Here is a 14,188-nt window from a genome sequence, read left to right on the forward strand (position 1 = left end):
CGAAGCCGCCAAACAGTGAAGCTGACAATCCCATCATCGGGCCGAAACCCTAGAGATCCGATATGCAAGAAGTCCGTCCGTCGTATGACAGAACCAAACACCCCACATATCCCTTCATCAAGATAATCATGTCAAAGAGCGCCACTCAGTCGGCAAAACAAACTTGGAAGCGTCTTTCTCGACGCGCCCTCGTTTGCGCTTTCCGGTGCCCCGTAGCCTCTCGGTCAGTGCCTCGTCCGCTGCGGTGAGGGGCTATCTAGAGATGGCCCCGGTGACTCGCAAGCGAAAAAATCCCGAAATCAGTAAAAAACTTTCAAAGCACTGATCCCAAACGATTTCTTCCATCACATTCCTGACGCACCCACAAATCCGCACAGAATCACACCCCCGCCCAAACACCGCAGAAACCCCAGAACCCCACCAAACAGAGAACAACGGGAAAAGGAGTAGAGTCCTTTCTTCGAAGCGAGCCAGCGCCCCACCACAGTCAGGGCCGCCAATCCTCCAAGGAAAGCTACCAGGGACAACAATTCAGCCTCGTCCACGAACGACCGGTGAGAAGATGACCTGCGCAGGATATAGGTTGAGGAACTTGATTGATTGCCAAGGCTGTCATCAATCGTTCCGCTTGCACACAAGTCCAGCGCCGTAGCTCCCGCCCACCCTTTGGGCATAGCAGCCATGCGGCGGCGAGCATTGCTGCACCTGCGAAAGAGCCTAGATTAGGTTAAATCGAAGTCGCGTCGGAAGCGTCCCCATAGAGACGCAGGACCGACACTGGTCCGTTCAGTTCGGCGCAAATACGCGCTACAGTCTGGAGTGTCCTTGTGTTCAAGTTTATCGCCCTTTCCGCAGCAACCCTTTCACTCGCTGTACCCGCCTATGCCGAAAGCGCTCAGACGACCCAGCCGATCGAAGCGGTCAGCCTGCATGATGGCGCCCTCGACATGGTGGCCTACTTCACCGAGAACGATGATGGTGAGTACGTGGTTGTCGCGACTTTTGCCGAAGGTGACGGTGCCTACCCCAAGCGCATTACACTCGCGCTCGATGACGGTGATAACGTCCAATTCGCAATACTCGGTCACAAGGACTCGCTCTACGGCTTCGCACGCAATGGAGATGTGCTCGCAGTGAAAGTTGATCAGGTTCTCGCCACAACTCAGGCTGCAGGGCTGACACCTGATGCGACCTGATTTCGCTTCCTACTAGGCCAACCGGGCCGCCGCGGATGCTCACCGCGCGGCCCTTGTTGACTCTGACTGCCAATGCGCTGCATCGCTCCTCGCATCATGAGCAAAAACGCCCTAGCCTCGACCAATACGCCAGCGCTGATGATCCAAGGCACCGGATCAAATGTGGGCAAATCCCTTCTCGTTGCAGGTCTCTGCCGTGCAGCGCGCAATCGCGGCCTCCGCGTTGCCCCATTCAAGCCGCAGAACATGTCCAACAACGCTGCGGTCACGGCGGATGGCGGCGAGATTGGGCGCGCTCAGGCGCTTCAATCTTTAGCTTGCGGCCTGCCCACATCCATCCACATGAATCCTGTCCTCCTGAAACCGGAAACGGACCTCGGCGCGCAGGTCGTCGTTCAGGGGCACCGGTTTACGACCACCCGCGCGGCAGACTATCAATCCCTGAAATGCACGCTGCTCGACCGTGTCCAGGAAAGCTTCTCGCACGTGGGCAAGAACGTCGATCTGGTCATTGTTGAAGGCGCAGGCAGTCCCGCGGAGATCAACCTGCGCGAGGGAGACATTGCCAATATGGGCTTCGCTCGGGCCGCTCAAGTGCCTGTCATATTGGCGGGTGACATCGACCGTGGTGGAGTCATCGCGCAGATGGTGGGCACCCGAACCATTCTCGATCCTGCGGACGAAGCGCTCGTCGCGGGCTTCCTCATCAACAAGTTTCGTGGCGACATCAGCCTCTTCGACGACGGCTATCGGTTCATCGAGGAAAAAACCGGTTGGCGCGGCTTTGGCACGCTGCCCTGGTTTGCCGAAGCGGGCAGATTGCCAGCCGAAGATGCGGTCGATCTCGGAAGCCTTCCCTCCGATGGCGGCTTCAGAATTGCCTGTCCGATGCTATCACGCATTGCGAATTTCGACGATCTCGACCCGCTCAAAATTGAAGAAGGTGTATCTCTGCAGATGATCCCTCCGGGGTCCCCTCTACCGGGTGACGCAGATCTTGTGATCCTCGCCGGCTCCAAGTCGACCCGGGGTGATCTCGCCTTTCTCAGATCTCAAGGCTGGGATGTCGACCTCTATGCCCATGTACGCCGCGGCGGACATGTGCTGGGAATCTGCGGCGGCTACCAGATGCTTGGCAGGATCGTAAGCGACCCCGATGGCGAAGAAGGGCCGGCGGGATCCGATCCGGGCCTCGGACTTCTCGACATCGAAACAACGCTCGCGAGAGACAAAGCCGTGCGGAATGTTACCGGTCGGCACCTCCCAACAAACACCCAAGTCTCGGGCTATGAAATTCACCTTGGCGTCACCACCGGACCGGACTGCCTCCGCCCCCCGATAGAAATTGGAGGGCGTCCTGACGGTGCAGCCACGACAAATGGCCGCATTTGGGGCACATACGTTCATGGTCTCTTCGGGTCGGATCCTTTTCGGAAAGCCTTTCTCGGGGCTTTCGGCTTGAAGGCAAACAGCGTGAGTTACGCCGTAGAGGTGGAGACCACACTGGATGCGCTGGCCATGCATATGGAAAGCCATCTCGACGTCGACGGACTTCTGAGTATCGCCCTTTCAGGTCGCTGACAGGTCTTACCCACCCACGTTGCAGGCACCGGATGACCTCAACTCGGTGGCGGTGCGGCGCTTCGACGCTCGATGAACTCCACCTCGATCACTTCCGAAGGCCCCGTGAGCGAACCTGTATGGATAAGCCCGAGGAGCTTCCTGGCCGCACGTATTCCGATTTCGGTCCGGGGTTGGCGTATCGTAGTAAGAGCCGGAGTCAAATGCTGTGATATTTCAATATTGTCGAATCCCACAATCGACACATCTCGCGGAACCGAAACTCCGGCTGCCTGAACGACCCCAAGAAAACCGAGCGCCATTTCATCCGACGCCAGAAAAAGCGCCGTCGGCCGCTTCTCCATAGTAAGCCATCTTCTTCCCGCAGCCGCTCCGGAATCCATGCTGTAATCGCCATCGATCACCCAGCGTTCATCCACGGGAAGTCCACGCCGTTCCATTGCAGTGCGATATCCGGCCAGGCGGGATGCCGAGAGAACGTTTCCTTCAGGACCCGTCACATGTCCAATCGAACGGTGTCCCAATGAGACAAGATGGTCTACCGCCATTTCCGCACCATGCTCGTTGTTCACCCGGACGGTGGGAACATCCCTTTCCATCCACTCACACACCATAACCAGAGGCGGTCGCCCCGGGATATCCAGGGCTTGCGACGACAACGTTCCGTCAAACAACAAGATGCCATCGGCGCGTCTGAACCTGAGGTACTCTGCCAAACGGGCATCGGGGTCGGGACCCGTCTGTGTATCGGTCACTAAGAGCCCATATTTGGCGTCGCTCAGTTCGAGAGACAACCCGGCAAGGATCTGGGAAAAGAAAGGGTTGGCGATATTCGGCAGAAGCACGATTACCGTACCCGTTCGCTGCAGACGTAAATTCGCAGCTGTCGTATTTACCTGATAACCTGTTTCCTCTACGGCACGGCGAACTGCCTCACGGGTTCCAGCAGCCACCACCGAAGGCTTGGAAAGTGTCCGGCTCACGGTTGCCGTTGATACACCCGCGACTTTGGCGACATCCTGGATCGTCGCAAACTTGTATCCCATTCCACCCCCAATGCGACCCTCCCAAGAATGGCCCGTGAGATAACCGTTGTAAACGAATACAGCCTCTGCAATACTCGTTGCAAACGATTACAGAGCCATGCGCAGAAAGCGCGGCCAAGGGGGGAACAATTGAAGACGATCAAGGGGCCAGCCCTTTTTCTCGCCCAGTTCGCGGGCGATGAGCCACCATTCGACAATTGGTCAGACATCACGAGATGGGCAGCAGAAGCCGGCTATGTTGGCGTTCAAGTACCGAGCTGGGACCGGCGCCTCTTTGATCTGGACCAAGCAGCGGAAAGCAAAGGCTATTGCCAGGAATGGGCCGGGACAGCCAAGGAGAATGGTGTCGTCGTCACCGAGCTTTCCACGCACTTGCAGGGTCAGCTCGTTGCCGTGCATCCCGCTTTTGATACCGCGTTCGACGGCTTTGCTGCCCCGTCAGTCCACGGGAACCCGACAGCACGTCAGGAATGGGCTGTCGCGCAGGTTAAGAAGGCCGTCCTGGCTTCAGCCAATCTCGGGCTGACCGCAATGCCGACTTTCTCAGGCGCACTTGCCTGGCCCTACATTTATCCCTGGCCGCAGCGGCCACCGGGTCTGATAGATACCGCGTTTGGGGAACTTGCGGCGCGCTGGCGGCCCCTCCTCGACTTTGCGGAAGAGCATGGCGTCGACCTTTGCTACGAGATCCATCCTGGAGAGGACCTCCACGACGGCGTGACCTTCGAGATGTTCCTGGATCGGGTGAACAATCACCCGCGGGCGATGATGCTCTACGATCCGAGCCATTATGTCCTGCAATGTCTCGATTATAAGGCAAACCTCGATATCTATGCCGAACGCATCGGCGCGTTTCACGTCAAGGACGCAGAGTTCAACCCTACGGGGCGGCAGGGCGTCTATGGCGGTTACCAATCTTGGGTAGATCGTGCCGGGCGTTTTCGATCGCTTGGAGACGGGCAGGTCGATTTCAAGGCAATCTTTGCCAAACTGGCTGCAATGAATTTCGATGGCTGGGCCGTTGTAGAGTGGGAATGTGCACTCAAACATCCCGAGGACGGCGCGCGCGAGGGCGCCACCTTTGTTCGCGACCACATCATTCGCGTGACACCGCAAGCGTTCGATGATTTCGCAGACGGGGGTGCCGATGATGCTGCAAACCGCCGGATGCTGGGGTTGGACGCATGAGCCGGTTTGCGGACCGCACGGGGCCAATCCGACTCGGAATGGTCGGTGGAGGCCAAGGCGCATTCATCGGCGCAGTTCACCGGATCGCGGCACGGCTCGACGGACACTTCACTCTCGTCGCCGGCGCACTTTCATCGACCCCCGACAAGGCCAGAGCTTCGGGACTTGAACTCGGCCTTGCCGAAGATCGCATCTACGATAATTTCGCGGCAATGGCCGAGCGGGAAGCGTCGCGAGCAGATGGAATTGAAGCCGTCTCGATCGTCACACCCAATCATATGCATCTGCCCGTCGCACGAGAATTTCTCGATCGCGGGATCCATGTAATCTGCGACAAGCCGCTCACCGGGACACTCGCGGATGCGCAAGAACTGCAGGCAAGTGTGGCTGCGTCGAGCGCTCAGTTCATCCTCACTCATAACTATACCGGCTACCCGATGGTCCGCGAGGCCCGCGCCCGCGTTGAGGCCGGAGAACTGGGCAAGATCCGTCTGGTGCAGGTCGAATACGCCCAGGACTGGCTTTCCGAGGCGCCCGCCCCGGACAACAAACAAGCCGAATGGCGCACCGACCCCAGTCGCAGCGGCGCAGGTGGCGCAACAGGTGATATCGGCACCCATGCCTGGAACATTGCGCGTTTCGTGACTGGCCTCAAGCCGGAGGCCATCGCGGCCGACCTTCAGAGTTTCGTGCCTGGCCGGATGGTGGACGATAACGCTCATGTCATGATCCGTTTCAAGGATGGAGCGAGGGGAACGCTCTGGTGCAGCCAGGTTGCCGCCGGCTGCGAGAACGCCCTGCGTCTTCGGGTGTTCGGCACGAAGGCCGGACTGGAATGGCAGCAGGAGGAACCCAACCGGCTCATGTTCACGCCACTAGGCGGCAGCACCCAGGTCATTACGCGTGGCTCCGGCCAGACCTCGGAGGCATCACAACGGCTAACGCGCATTCCGCCGGGCCACCCGGAGGCGTTCCTCGAGGCATTCGGCAACATTTACTCCGAAGCGGCAGCAGCCATCCGCGCTGCGCGCACCGGAGCGGCGCTGCCAATGCATGTCACATTTCCGACCGTCAGCGACGGTGTAGAGGGCGTGGCGTTTGTGGACGCCTGTATCCGGTCCTCCAAGGCAAATGCGACATGGGTTACCCTTTGACAGCCGTTCTCGACGCGCGCGGAATAAAGCGCCGTTTCGGACCGATCGAGGTACTGCACGGCGTCGATTTTTCACTTCGAGCCGGAGAAGTTCACGCGCTTATCGGTGAAAACGGCGCGGGCAAATCAACCATGATGAAGATTCTCGGCGGCTACCTCGCGCCGTCCGAGGGCGAACTATTACTCAACGGCCAGCCCACGCGCTTTACGGATCAGCGCGATGCGGAGGCCGCAGGTATCCTGATGATCCACCAGGAATTCAATCTCGCGCTTCAACTTACTGTCGAGCAGAACATCTTCCTTGGTCGTGAAAGACGGCGTGGTCCCTTCCTGGACCACCGCGCCATGCAAGACGAAGCACGGACACTCCTCGCTCGGCTCGATTGCGACGTGGATCCCCGCGCCAGGATAAATGACCTTTCCGTGCCGAACCGACAGATGGTCGAGATTGCGCGCGCATTGGGCCGGAAGGCGCGGGTTCTTATCATGGACGAGCCGACCGCGGTCCTCACCAACCGAGAGACCGACATTCTGCTCGAACAGATCGATCGACTACGCACACAAGGGACAGCCATCCTCTACACGTCGCACAAACTCGACGAGATCCATCGGATTGCCGATCGCGTGACTGTGCTGCGCGACGGCCATCCCATCGTGACCCGCGCTGCGGAGGGTTTTTCCGAACATGCAATGGCCGAGGCCATGGTAGGCCGCGAACTGTCTGACCTCTTTCCGGACAAAATTGAGCCCTCATGCGAAGGGGTCCTGGAGGTTCGTGACCTCGACGTCCCAGGTCGGGTTCAAAAGGCCAGCTTCACGCTGCATCGCGGCGAGGTTCTGGGCTTTGCGGGCCTCGTTGGCGCAGGGCGGACCGAACTCATGGAAGCCATTGCCGGCCTCCGCCCGGCCACCGGCTCGGTTCGCATAATGGGCCGCGATATCGAGACGGGTTCAGTGCAAGTCACTCGACAGGCCGGGCTCATCTACCTGACGGAAGATCGCAAGGACAAGGGGCTACTCCTGGGCAAATCCCTGACGGAGAACCTCACCCTACTCGCTCTTGACCGCTTCGGGTCGATCCGCATCGACAAGGTGGCCGAGAGGCGTGCACTTGACCGAGCGATCGAGGAGTTCGACATCCGGGTCAAGGATCGCGAAATGGTTGCAGGAAGCCTGTCGGGCGGCAACCAGCAGAAGCTGCTTCTTGCGAAAACCATGCTGGACGAGCCTCGTATCGTCATCATCGACGAACCCACACGCGGCATCGACATCGGCACAAAACAGCAGATCTACGGTTTCATCGCAGCTCTCGCACGCGCGGGCAAAAGCATCATCGTCGTTTCCTCCGAACTTCCCGAAGTGATCGGCCTTGCCTCCCGCGTGGTCGTGATGAGCCGCGGCCGGATCGCCGGTGAACTCGAAGGCCGGGACATTACCGAAGATGCCATCCTGCGCCGAGCGATGGGATTGGCGGATACCGACGAGGAAAGAGTTACCGCATGAGTGAAACCACTTCCGCCGCGCCCGTTTCCCGATCCCGCATGACGTTCCGCCTGCAGACTCTCGGCCCGGTGCTGGCACTGGTCGCGCTGATCATTCTTGGCGCCTCCCTCAACGACAATTTCCTCAGTTATGCAAACATCACGAACGTTCTCGCGCGGTCAGCCTTTATCGGTATCATCGCCGTTGGTATGACATTCGTCATTACCGCAGGCGGCATAGACCTGTCCGTTGGCTCCATGGCTGCATTCGTGGCGGGAATAATGATCCTGGCCATGAACGCTCTCATCCCGACGCTCGGTGTCGGGGTGCCACTAATTGCGGCCGGCATGGGAGTTGCCCTCCTCGCGGGCCTCGGCGCAGGGCTCGTCAACGGTTTTCTGATATCCAAGATCGGGATCGAGGCCTTCATCGTCACCCTGGGCTCAATGGGGATCTATCGCAGTCTCGTCACCTGGCTCGCGGACGGCGGCACTTTATCGCTGAATTTCGAGGCGCGGGGCTTCTACCGCCCCGTCTACTACGACGGACTTCTGGGCATCTCGTGGCCCATCATCATGTTTGCGCTGATCGCGATCCTCGGTGAACTGGCCATGCGGCACACGCCATTCGGTCGCCATTGCGCGGCTCTCGGCGCGAACGAACAGGTTGCACGATATTCCGCCGTGAATGTCGATCGCACCCGAATGGCAACATATGTCCTGCTCGGTGGGCTCGTCGGCATCGCGACCATCATGTATGTGCCCCGCCTCGGCTCGGCTTCCGGTTCGACCGGTGTACTCTGGGAGCTGGAGGCCATTGCCGCAGTGATCATCGGCGGCACGGTGCTCAAGGGAGGCTTCGGGCGGGTCTGGGGCACAGTTGTCGGCGTCGCGATCCTGAGCTTGATCGACAACATCCTGAACCTCGCCTCGATCGTATCACCTTATCTCAACGGCGCGATACAGGGCGTGATCGTCATTCTGGCCGTTGTTCTGCAACGACAGGGAAAGAAGGCCGACTGATCGGCCGAAACGGGAGGAAAATATGGAACGCAGAGATATCTTCAAGGCAGCACTGGTCGGCACACTGTTATGTGCGTCACCGCTCGCAGCACAGGACGACAAGATTGCCATCGGTGTGGCGATCCCGTCCGCCACCCACGGGTTTATGGGTGGGTTGAACTTCCATGCACAGGAAGCGATCGAGCGGCTCGAGGAAACCTATCCGCAGCTTGAATTCGTGCTCGCCACCGCCGGTGACGCAGGAAAGATGGTCAACGATATCGAGGACATGGTGGCCACCCGCGGCATCGAGGCGCTGGTGGTTCTACCCTTCGAAAGCGAACCGCTCACATCTCCCGTCCAGGCCGTTGCCGAACAGGGGATCTGGGTTACGGTCGTCGATCGCGGCCTGTCGGTTCCGGGAATTGAAGACCTCTATGTTGCAGGCGACAATCCGGGATTCGGCCGGGTGGCCGGAGAGTATTTCGCTGAAAACCTGGAAGAAGGCGACAATATCGTTGTTCTTCGCGGCATACCCACGACACTGGACAACGAAAGGGTCGAAGCCTTCCAGGCTGCGATCGACGGTTCGGGGATCAACGTGCTCGACATGCAGCACGGAAACTGGAACCGCGACGACGCCTTCAATGTCATGCAGGACTTCCTGTCCAAGTATGACGACATCGACGCCGTCTGGGCCTCGGACGACGACATGGCCATCGGTGTAATGGAGGCCATAGCGCAAGCCGGACGTGAAGACGAGATGTGGATCGTCGGCGGTGCCGGCATGAAGGAAATCATCAAGCGGATCATGGATGGCGACCCGATGCTGCCGGTAAATGTCACCTACCCTCCTGCACAAATCGCCACCGCAATCGAATTGACGGCCCTCGGGATGGTGTCGGACACACCGGTATCCGGCCGTTTCATCATCGGGAGCCAGATCATCACCCCCGAGAACGCGGAAAACTTCTACTTCCCGGACAGCCCGTTCTAGTACAGCTTTTCGGGCATCCGGCTTGCCTGCCAATCACACCCCGAAGCGCGCCGAACCGCCGCTTCGGGGCACTGCTTCCAAGTCATTGCCAAGATGAAAGAGCGGGTGGGCGTCATCCACCAGTATGGCTCATATGCCGTGACATCTGGCCCAACACGGCTTGACGTGAATAGTCGAAATCATGCCCCTTCGGCTTCCGCGCGATCGCCGCGCGAATGGCATCGACCAAGGGACGATCGTCGTCAGGCCTCTCACGCAGCACTTTCCGCAGGTCCGCCTCGTCCTCCTGTCCAAGGCACATGAAGAGCTGACCGGTGCATGTCAAACGCACCCGATTGCAGCTTTCGCAGAAATTATGCGTCAGCGGCGTGATAAATCCGATCCGCCCGCCTGTTTCGGCGACGCGTACGTAGCGTGCAGGTCCACCAGTCCGTTCCGGCGTATCCGCCAACGTCCAGCGAGCCTCGAGATCGCGGCGTAGCGCTCTCAGGGAGTAATACTGGTCGAGACGGTCTTCCTCACCCAGGTCGCCCATGGGCATGACCTCGATGAACGTGAGATCGAAACCGCGCGCACCGCACCATTCGACGAAATCATGGATCTCATCACAATTGACGCCCTTGAGTGCAACCGCATTGATCTTGATATCAAGGCCTGCGGCGACTGCAGCATCGATACCCTTCATGACCTGCTCGAACCGCCCCCAGCGGGTGATCTTCCTGAATTTCTCCGATTGCAGCGTATCGAGAGAAATGTTCACCCGGCGGACCCCGCAATCGGCCAGATCCTGAGCATACCGGGCAAGCTGACTACCGTTCGTGGTCAGGGTAAGTTCCTTGAGGGCACCGCTTTCGAGATGCCGCGACATGCCCCGAAAAAACCCCATGATGCCCTTGCGCACCAGAGGCTCTCCACCGGTGATACGGAGCTTCTGCACTCCAAGTTCCACGAACGTCGTGCAGAGCCGGTCAAGCTCCTCGAGCGTCAGAAGCTCTTTCTTGGGCAGGAACTCCATGTGTTCCGCCATGCAATAGACACAGCGGAAATCGCAGCGATCGGTCACCGAAACCCTCAGGTAGGTAATCGCCCGCGCGAACGGATCGATCAATTGTGGCAGGTCGGTCACTCGGCTCCCCCGTCGGCATGGCTTCAGGCTGACTCCGAGCTATCCTCGCACCCTTGCCATTTCAACGCCAATTAAACTTTCGTATTTCACGAGATCGGCAGGAATGAGCAATCGTGCCGCTGGTTCGCGCCCGAAAAATGTCACGGGGCACGGAGATTGCCCCATGTGAACTCCAATTCAACGATTGTTGCAAATATGATGCTGCGCATGCGAAAAACTTGCGTCAGATTGAATAGGTATGCGCCTTCGAGCGCAGGAGAACCGTGATGCGAAAACCTGGCCGACCCCTGGTGCCGGAAACCGGGATTTGGGATGAGATGCGCGCAAGCTTTCGCTGGCCTCGTTACAAGCACTTCAACATTGCCGAAGCCTGCTGCGATGGATGGGCGCGAACCGACCCCGATCGGGTTGCCCTGCGCTATATCCGGCTCGAAGGTGACGAGCGCGTCTACACCTACGGCGTTCTGGCGCGATCGGCCCGTCGCTTCGCCAACGCATTGGCAGGTCAGGGCATCGGACGCGGCGACCGGGTCGCGATCCTTCTTCCGCAGACACCGGAAGCGCTCATTACCCACCTTGCCGCCTACCGGCTGGGTGCGATTGTCGTTCCGCTCTTTTCACTTTTCGGCGAAGATGGCCTGCACTTCCGGATGCAGGATTCGGGCGCGCGCGCCATCATCACGGATGCAGCCAATCTGCCGAAGGTCGTTGCGATACGGGACAACCTCCCCGATCTGCAAACTGTCTTCTCCATCGACGTGAGAGAACCGGGTGTGCTTGGTTTCTGGCAGGAACTCGGAAAAGCGGCCGATGCATGCCCCATGGCGGCGACAGGTCCGGACGATCCGGCCTTTTTGAGCTACACATCCGGAACGACGGGTCCGCCCAAGGGCACGCTACATGGCCATCGCGTGCTATTGGGACATCTGCCGGGTATCAGCCTCGCCCACAACGCGCTTGGACGTAAGGGTGATTGCGCTTGGACCCCTGCGGATTGGGCCTGGATGGGCGGGCTGACAAACCTGCTCCTGCCTTCGCTCTATTTCGGCGTCACCGTCGTGGCGCACCGAATGGCAAAATACGATCCGGAGCGTGCCGCGCATCTCATGACGCGCACCGGGGTTCGCAACACCTTTTTCCCGCCGACAGCTCTCAAGCTCATGCGGCAGGCAGGGGTGCAGTCCGTCCCCGGCCTGAGGACTGTGACATCCGCCGGAGAAGCACTGGGGGCGGAGCTGCTGGACTGGGGCAAAGGGGTGTTCGGCCTGACCATCAACGAGTTCTACGGCCAGACGGAGTGCAACACCGTATTGGGCAACTGTGCGGAAAGAATGCCGGTCAAACCGGGCTCCGCGGGTCGCGCCATTCCGGGCCATGAGGTTGCGATCATCTCGCGTGATGGGAAAATCCGCCCCCCAGGCGAACCCGGGGAAATTGCAATCCGGGCACCTGATCCTGTCATGTTCCTGAAGTACTGGAACAGCCCGAAGAGAACCGCCGAGAAATTCGTTGGGGACTGGCTGCTCACGGGCGACGAAGGCATCATGGATGACGATGGATACTTCTTCTTTCAGTCGCGCACCGACGATTTGATTACATCGTCCGGCTACCGCATCGGCCCGACAGAGATCGAGGATTGCCTTTCAAGTCACCCCGATGTCGTCATGGCTGGTGTGGTCGGTGTACCCGACCCGATTCGTACGGAAACGGTCAAGGCATTCGTCGTGCTTCGTCGTGGCGCCCGGGAAAACGGACTGGCCGAAGCACTCATGTCTCATGTGCGCGAACGGATTTCGCCCCATGTCGTACCGCGCGAAGTCGTTTTTGTAAAAAGCCTCCCCATGACGGCAACGGGAAAGATCCAGCGCCGGGTTCTCAGAGAGGCCTGATTGGCCATACTATTTCTGAAGTGCGGCTTTCACCGGACTGAATGCCGCATGGAGCACCTCGCATGCGGGAACCCTGCAAAGGTATTTCAAGAGGCCGTTTGCGGATAAAATTGTTGTTGTCTGCTATCGAATTCGGCCGGTTCCAAGTTATTGTTATTTGAATCGACCGCCATATCGTCTTTAATGCGCGGTTAACGATATGCCGAAGCGGGGCGGCGGCTCAAATGCGGATTGCAGACTACCAGCTCGCTGTCGAAGCGGCAGCCGACATCTGGAGCCTTTGGGAGGTCTGCCAAGCCTATACGCAGGCCCGCGGGTTCCGGCGCTATTACTACGCGCATCTTCCTCCGATCGGAGCTCCCGACGAAGGCGAATTGCGGTTTCGCACCGAGGGCTTTGACAAGGATGTCGTACGGACGTTCTTCGAATCCGGTTGCTACCAGGCGGGGCGCTTGCTGCAGCATGCAAAAGCCAACCTCCATCCGTTCTATTGGGACGAAGTTCCCTCCGACAAGCGCACCCTCAGCGATCCCGAGTTCTATACTCTCAGGCGGCGTGCGGAAGAGATCAGGGGGATCTGCATTCCGGTTTTCGGTCCCAACGGAAGAAACGGCTTGGCGAGCCTCGAAATGCCCGAGAGCAAGGAGCGGTTGAACTCCGAAGAGTTGCACGAGCTGCAATGGGCCGCGCAACTGGGTCACCTTCGCTACTGTGCTCTCTGGGTGCCGGAACTGGGCCCGCAACCACGGCTCTCACCCCGGGAGAAGGAAATTCTGATCTGGGTTGCCAGGGGCAAGAGCAACCCGGCCATAGCCGAGATCCTCGGAATATCGGTTCATACCGTCGATGCGCACTTGCGCCGGATCTACCTAAAGCTCGGCGTATTCGACCGCATCACGGCTGCCGTGCGCGCGATCGGAGTGGGGCTGATCAATACTGGCCAATCTGCCGGTCTGCCACTCGAGAACGAACCTCTATCACCACCCAAGGTCACAAACGCAGGTCAATAAGCCAACAGATGCCCGGCTGTCCCGTGATCGCGTTACCCCGTACGCGAGAATTGCCCACAGGCTGAACAAATGATCAAATGCGCGCTATCCGGCGAAACGGCAGCGGCAGGGACAGCAATTTGAGACAAGGTCTCCAACAAGAACTCGTCGCGCCCCTTCTTTGCGAGTGTGCGGCGACTCCGATGTTGAAACCAAACCCCACAGACCTGCCCGAGACGCTTGGCGAGATGCGGATGCTTCTGCGGTTCATCGAGGGGCGTCTCCATGATGTAGCCAACATAAAACCCCGCTCCATTGCCGAATCGAGCGACTTGGCTCGACAGACAGACGGCCTTCTGAATCTCCAGGAGCGCGTTGGGTGGAAAGCCACGCAGAGCCGCGCACGCTCCTTGAGCGAAGTCCGATGCAAGCTCGAAATCTGGGAAATGGTCGCTGCCGACATGGACGGCGCTGGGGGAGAACTGGGTACGGCTCTGGTAAATTCCGTCAAACGGGATCTGGACCTGTTTTCCCGATAAG

Annotated in this window: 12 protein-coding genes; 10 read left to right on the forward strand and 2 right to left on the reverse strand. The window is 59.1% G+C overall.

Annotated elements, in window-relative coordinates; all coding sequences use genetic code 11:
• Nucleotides 1-827: 827 nt before the first annotated feature.
• Both ACP15W_RS07760 and ACP15W_RS07765 read left to right on the forward strand, forming a co-directional pair.
• On the forward strand, nucleotides 828-1,196 hold the full coding sequence (locus tag ACP15W_RS07760) for a hypothetical protein (protein WP_424932301.1): 369 nt from the start codon (nucleotides 828-830) through the stop codon (nucleotides 1,194-1,196).
• Nucleotides 1,197-1,292: 96 nt separating this feature from the next.
• Nucleotides 1,293-2,777: a cobyric acid synthase gene (locus ACP15W_RS07765; protein ID WP_424932302.1), complete on the forward strand. Its 1,485-nt coding sequence runs from the start codon at nucleotides 1,293-1,295 to the stop codon at nucleotides 2,775-2,777.
• Nucleotides 2,778-2,815: 38 nt separating this feature from the next.
• On the opposite strand, the gene ACP15W_RS07770 is transcribed toward ACP15W_RS07765, so the two are convergent.
• Nucleotides 2,816-3,823: a LacI family DNA-binding transcriptional regulator gene (locus ACP15W_RS07770; protein ID WP_424932303.1), complete on the reverse strand. Its 1,008-nt coding sequence runs from the start codon at nucleotides 3,821-3,823 to the stop codon at nucleotides 2,816-2,818.
• Between the two features lie 129 nt (nucleotides 3,824-3,952).
• On the opposite strand from ACP15W_RS07770, the gene ACP15W_RS07775 reads away from it, so the two are divergent.
• From ACP15W_RS07775 to ACP15W_RS07795, 5 genes are read left to right on the forward strand one after another with little or no spacing between them, the layout of a single operon-like run.
• The gene (locus ACP15W_RS07775; RefSeq protein ID WP_424932863.1) at nucleotides 3,953-5,011 is read left to right on the forward strand and encodes a sugar phosphate isomerase/epimerase family protein; all 1,059 of its coding nucleotides are present in this window, start codon (nucleotides 3,953-3,955) and stop codon (nucleotides 5,009-5,011) included.
• Complete coding sequence (locus tag ACP15W_RS07780; protein ID WP_424932304.1) at nucleotides 5,008-6,165, forward strand: Gfo/Idh/MocA family protein; 1,158 nt, start codon at nucleotides 5,008-5,010, stop codon at nucleotides 6,163-6,165. Before ACP15W_RS07775 ends, ACP15W_RS07780 begins: the two co-directional genes overlap by 4 nt.
• The gene (locus ACP15W_RS07785) at nucleotides 6,150-7,667 is read left to right on the forward strand and encodes a sugar ABC transporter ATP-binding protein (protein WP_424932305.1); all 1,518 of its coding nucleotides are present in this window, start codon (nucleotides 6,150-6,152) and stop codon (nucleotides 7,665-7,667) included. The genes ACP15W_RS07780 and ACP15W_RS07785 overlap by 16 nt, the downstream gene beginning before the upstream one ends.
• Nucleotides 7,664-8,668: an ABC transporter permease gene (locus ACP15W_RS07790; protein WP_424932306.1), complete on the forward strand. Its 1,005-nt coding sequence runs from the start codon at nucleotides 7,664-7,666 to the stop codon at nucleotides 8,666-8,668. The genes ACP15W_RS07785 and ACP15W_RS07790 overlap by 4 nt, the downstream gene beginning before the upstream one ends.
• Before the next feature lie 22 nt (nucleotides 8,669-8,690).
• Nucleotides 8,691-9,644 carry an ABC transporter substrate-binding protein gene (locus ACP15W_RS07795; RefSeq protein ID WP_424932307.1) on the forward strand — a complete coding sequence of 318 codons (954 nt, stop codon included), beginning with the start codon at nucleotides 8,691-8,693 and terminating at the stop codon, nucleotides 9,642-9,644.
• A gap of 112 nt (nucleotides 9,645-9,756) precedes the next feature.
• Here the strand turns inward: ACP15W_RS07795 and moaA are convergent, their stop codons facing one another.
• Nucleotides 9,757-10,761: a GTP 3',8-cyclase MoaA gene (gene moaA, locus ACP15W_RS07800; protein WP_424932864.1), complete on the reverse strand. Its 1,005-nt coding sequence runs from the start codon at nucleotides 10,759-10,761 to the stop codon at nucleotides 9,757-9,759.
• A gap of 275 nt (nucleotides 10,762-11,036) precedes the next feature.
• Between moaA and ACP15W_RS07805 the strand changes: the two genes are divergently transcribed.
• The 3 genes from ACP15W_RS07805 to ACP15W_RS07815 all read left to right on the forward strand — a co-directional run bounded on the left by ACP15W_RS07805 (nucleotide 11,037) and on the right by ACP15W_RS07815 (nucleotide 14,187).
• Nucleotides 11,037-12,659, forward strand: a complete 1,623-nt coding sequence (locus ACP15W_RS07805) for an acyl-CoA synthetase (protein WP_424932308.1) — start codon at nucleotides 11,037-11,039, stop codon at nucleotides 12,657-12,659.
• Nucleotides 12,660-12,883: 224 nt separating this feature from the next.
• Nucleotides 12,884-13,669, forward strand: a complete 786-nt coding sequence (locus ACP15W_RS07810; RefSeq protein WP_424932309.1) for a LuxR C-terminal-related transcriptional regulator — start codon at nucleotides 12,884-12,886, stop codon at nucleotides 13,667-13,669.
• Between the two features lie 182 nt (nucleotides 13,670-13,851).
• Nucleotides 13,852-14,187 (forward strand): hypothetical protein, encoded by a 336-nt coding sequence (locus tag ACP15W_RS07815; protein ID WP_424932310.1) that lies wholly within the window; start codon nucleotides 13,852-13,854, stop codon nucleotides 14,185-14,187.
• Nucleotide 14,188 lies beyond the last annotated feature (1 nt).

It is taken from the genome of Amaricoccus macauensis (assembly GCF_049800915.1).
In the GTDB taxonomy this organism is placed as follows: domain Bacteria; phylum Pseudomonadota; class Alphaproteobacteria; order Rhodobacterales; family Rhodobacteraceae; genus Amaricoccus; species Amaricoccus macauensis_A.

What these genes read in the sequence shown, in the direction of transcription:
- ACP15W_RS07805 (WP_424932308.1), top strand. Translation starts at nt 11,037, where the DNA reads ATGCGAAAACCTGGCCGACCCCTGGTGCCGGAAACCGGGATTTGGGAT.
- ACP15W_RS07765 (WP_424932302.1), top strand. Translation starts at nt 1,293, where the DNA reads ATGAGCAAAAACGCCCTAGCCTCGACCAATACGCCAGCGCTGATGATC.
- ACP15W_RS07770 (WP_424932303.1), bottom strand. Translation starts at nt 3,823, where the DNA reads ATGGGATACAAGTTTGCGACGATCCAGGATGTCGCCAAAGTCGCGGGT.
- ACP15W_RS07780 (WP_424932304.1), top strand. Translation starts at nt 5,008, where the DNA reads ATGAGCCGGTTTGCGGACCGCACGGGGCCAATCCGACTCGGAATGGTC.
- ACP15W_RS07815 (WP_424932310.1), top strand. Translation starts at nt 13,852, where the DNA reads ATGTTGAAACCAAACCCCACAGACCTGCCCGAGACGCTTGGCGAGATG.
- ACP15W_RS07795 (WP_424932307.1), top strand. Translation starts at nt 8,691, where the DNA reads ATGGAACGCAGAGATATCTTCAAGGCAGCACTGGTCGGCACACTGTTA.
- ACP15W_RS07785 (WP_424932305.1), top strand. Translation starts at nt 6,150, where the DNA reads ATGGGTTACCCTTTGACAGCCGTTCTCGACGCGCGCGGAATAAAGCGC.
- ACP15W_RS07810 (WP_424932309.1), top strand. Translation starts at nt 12,884, where the DNA reads ATGCGGATTGCAGACTACCAGCTCGCTGTCGAAGCGGCAGCCGACATC.
- ACP15W_RS07790 (WP_424932306.1), top strand. Translation starts at nt 7,664, where the DNA reads ATGAGTGAAACCACTTCCGCCGCGCCCGTTTCCCGATCCCGCATGACG.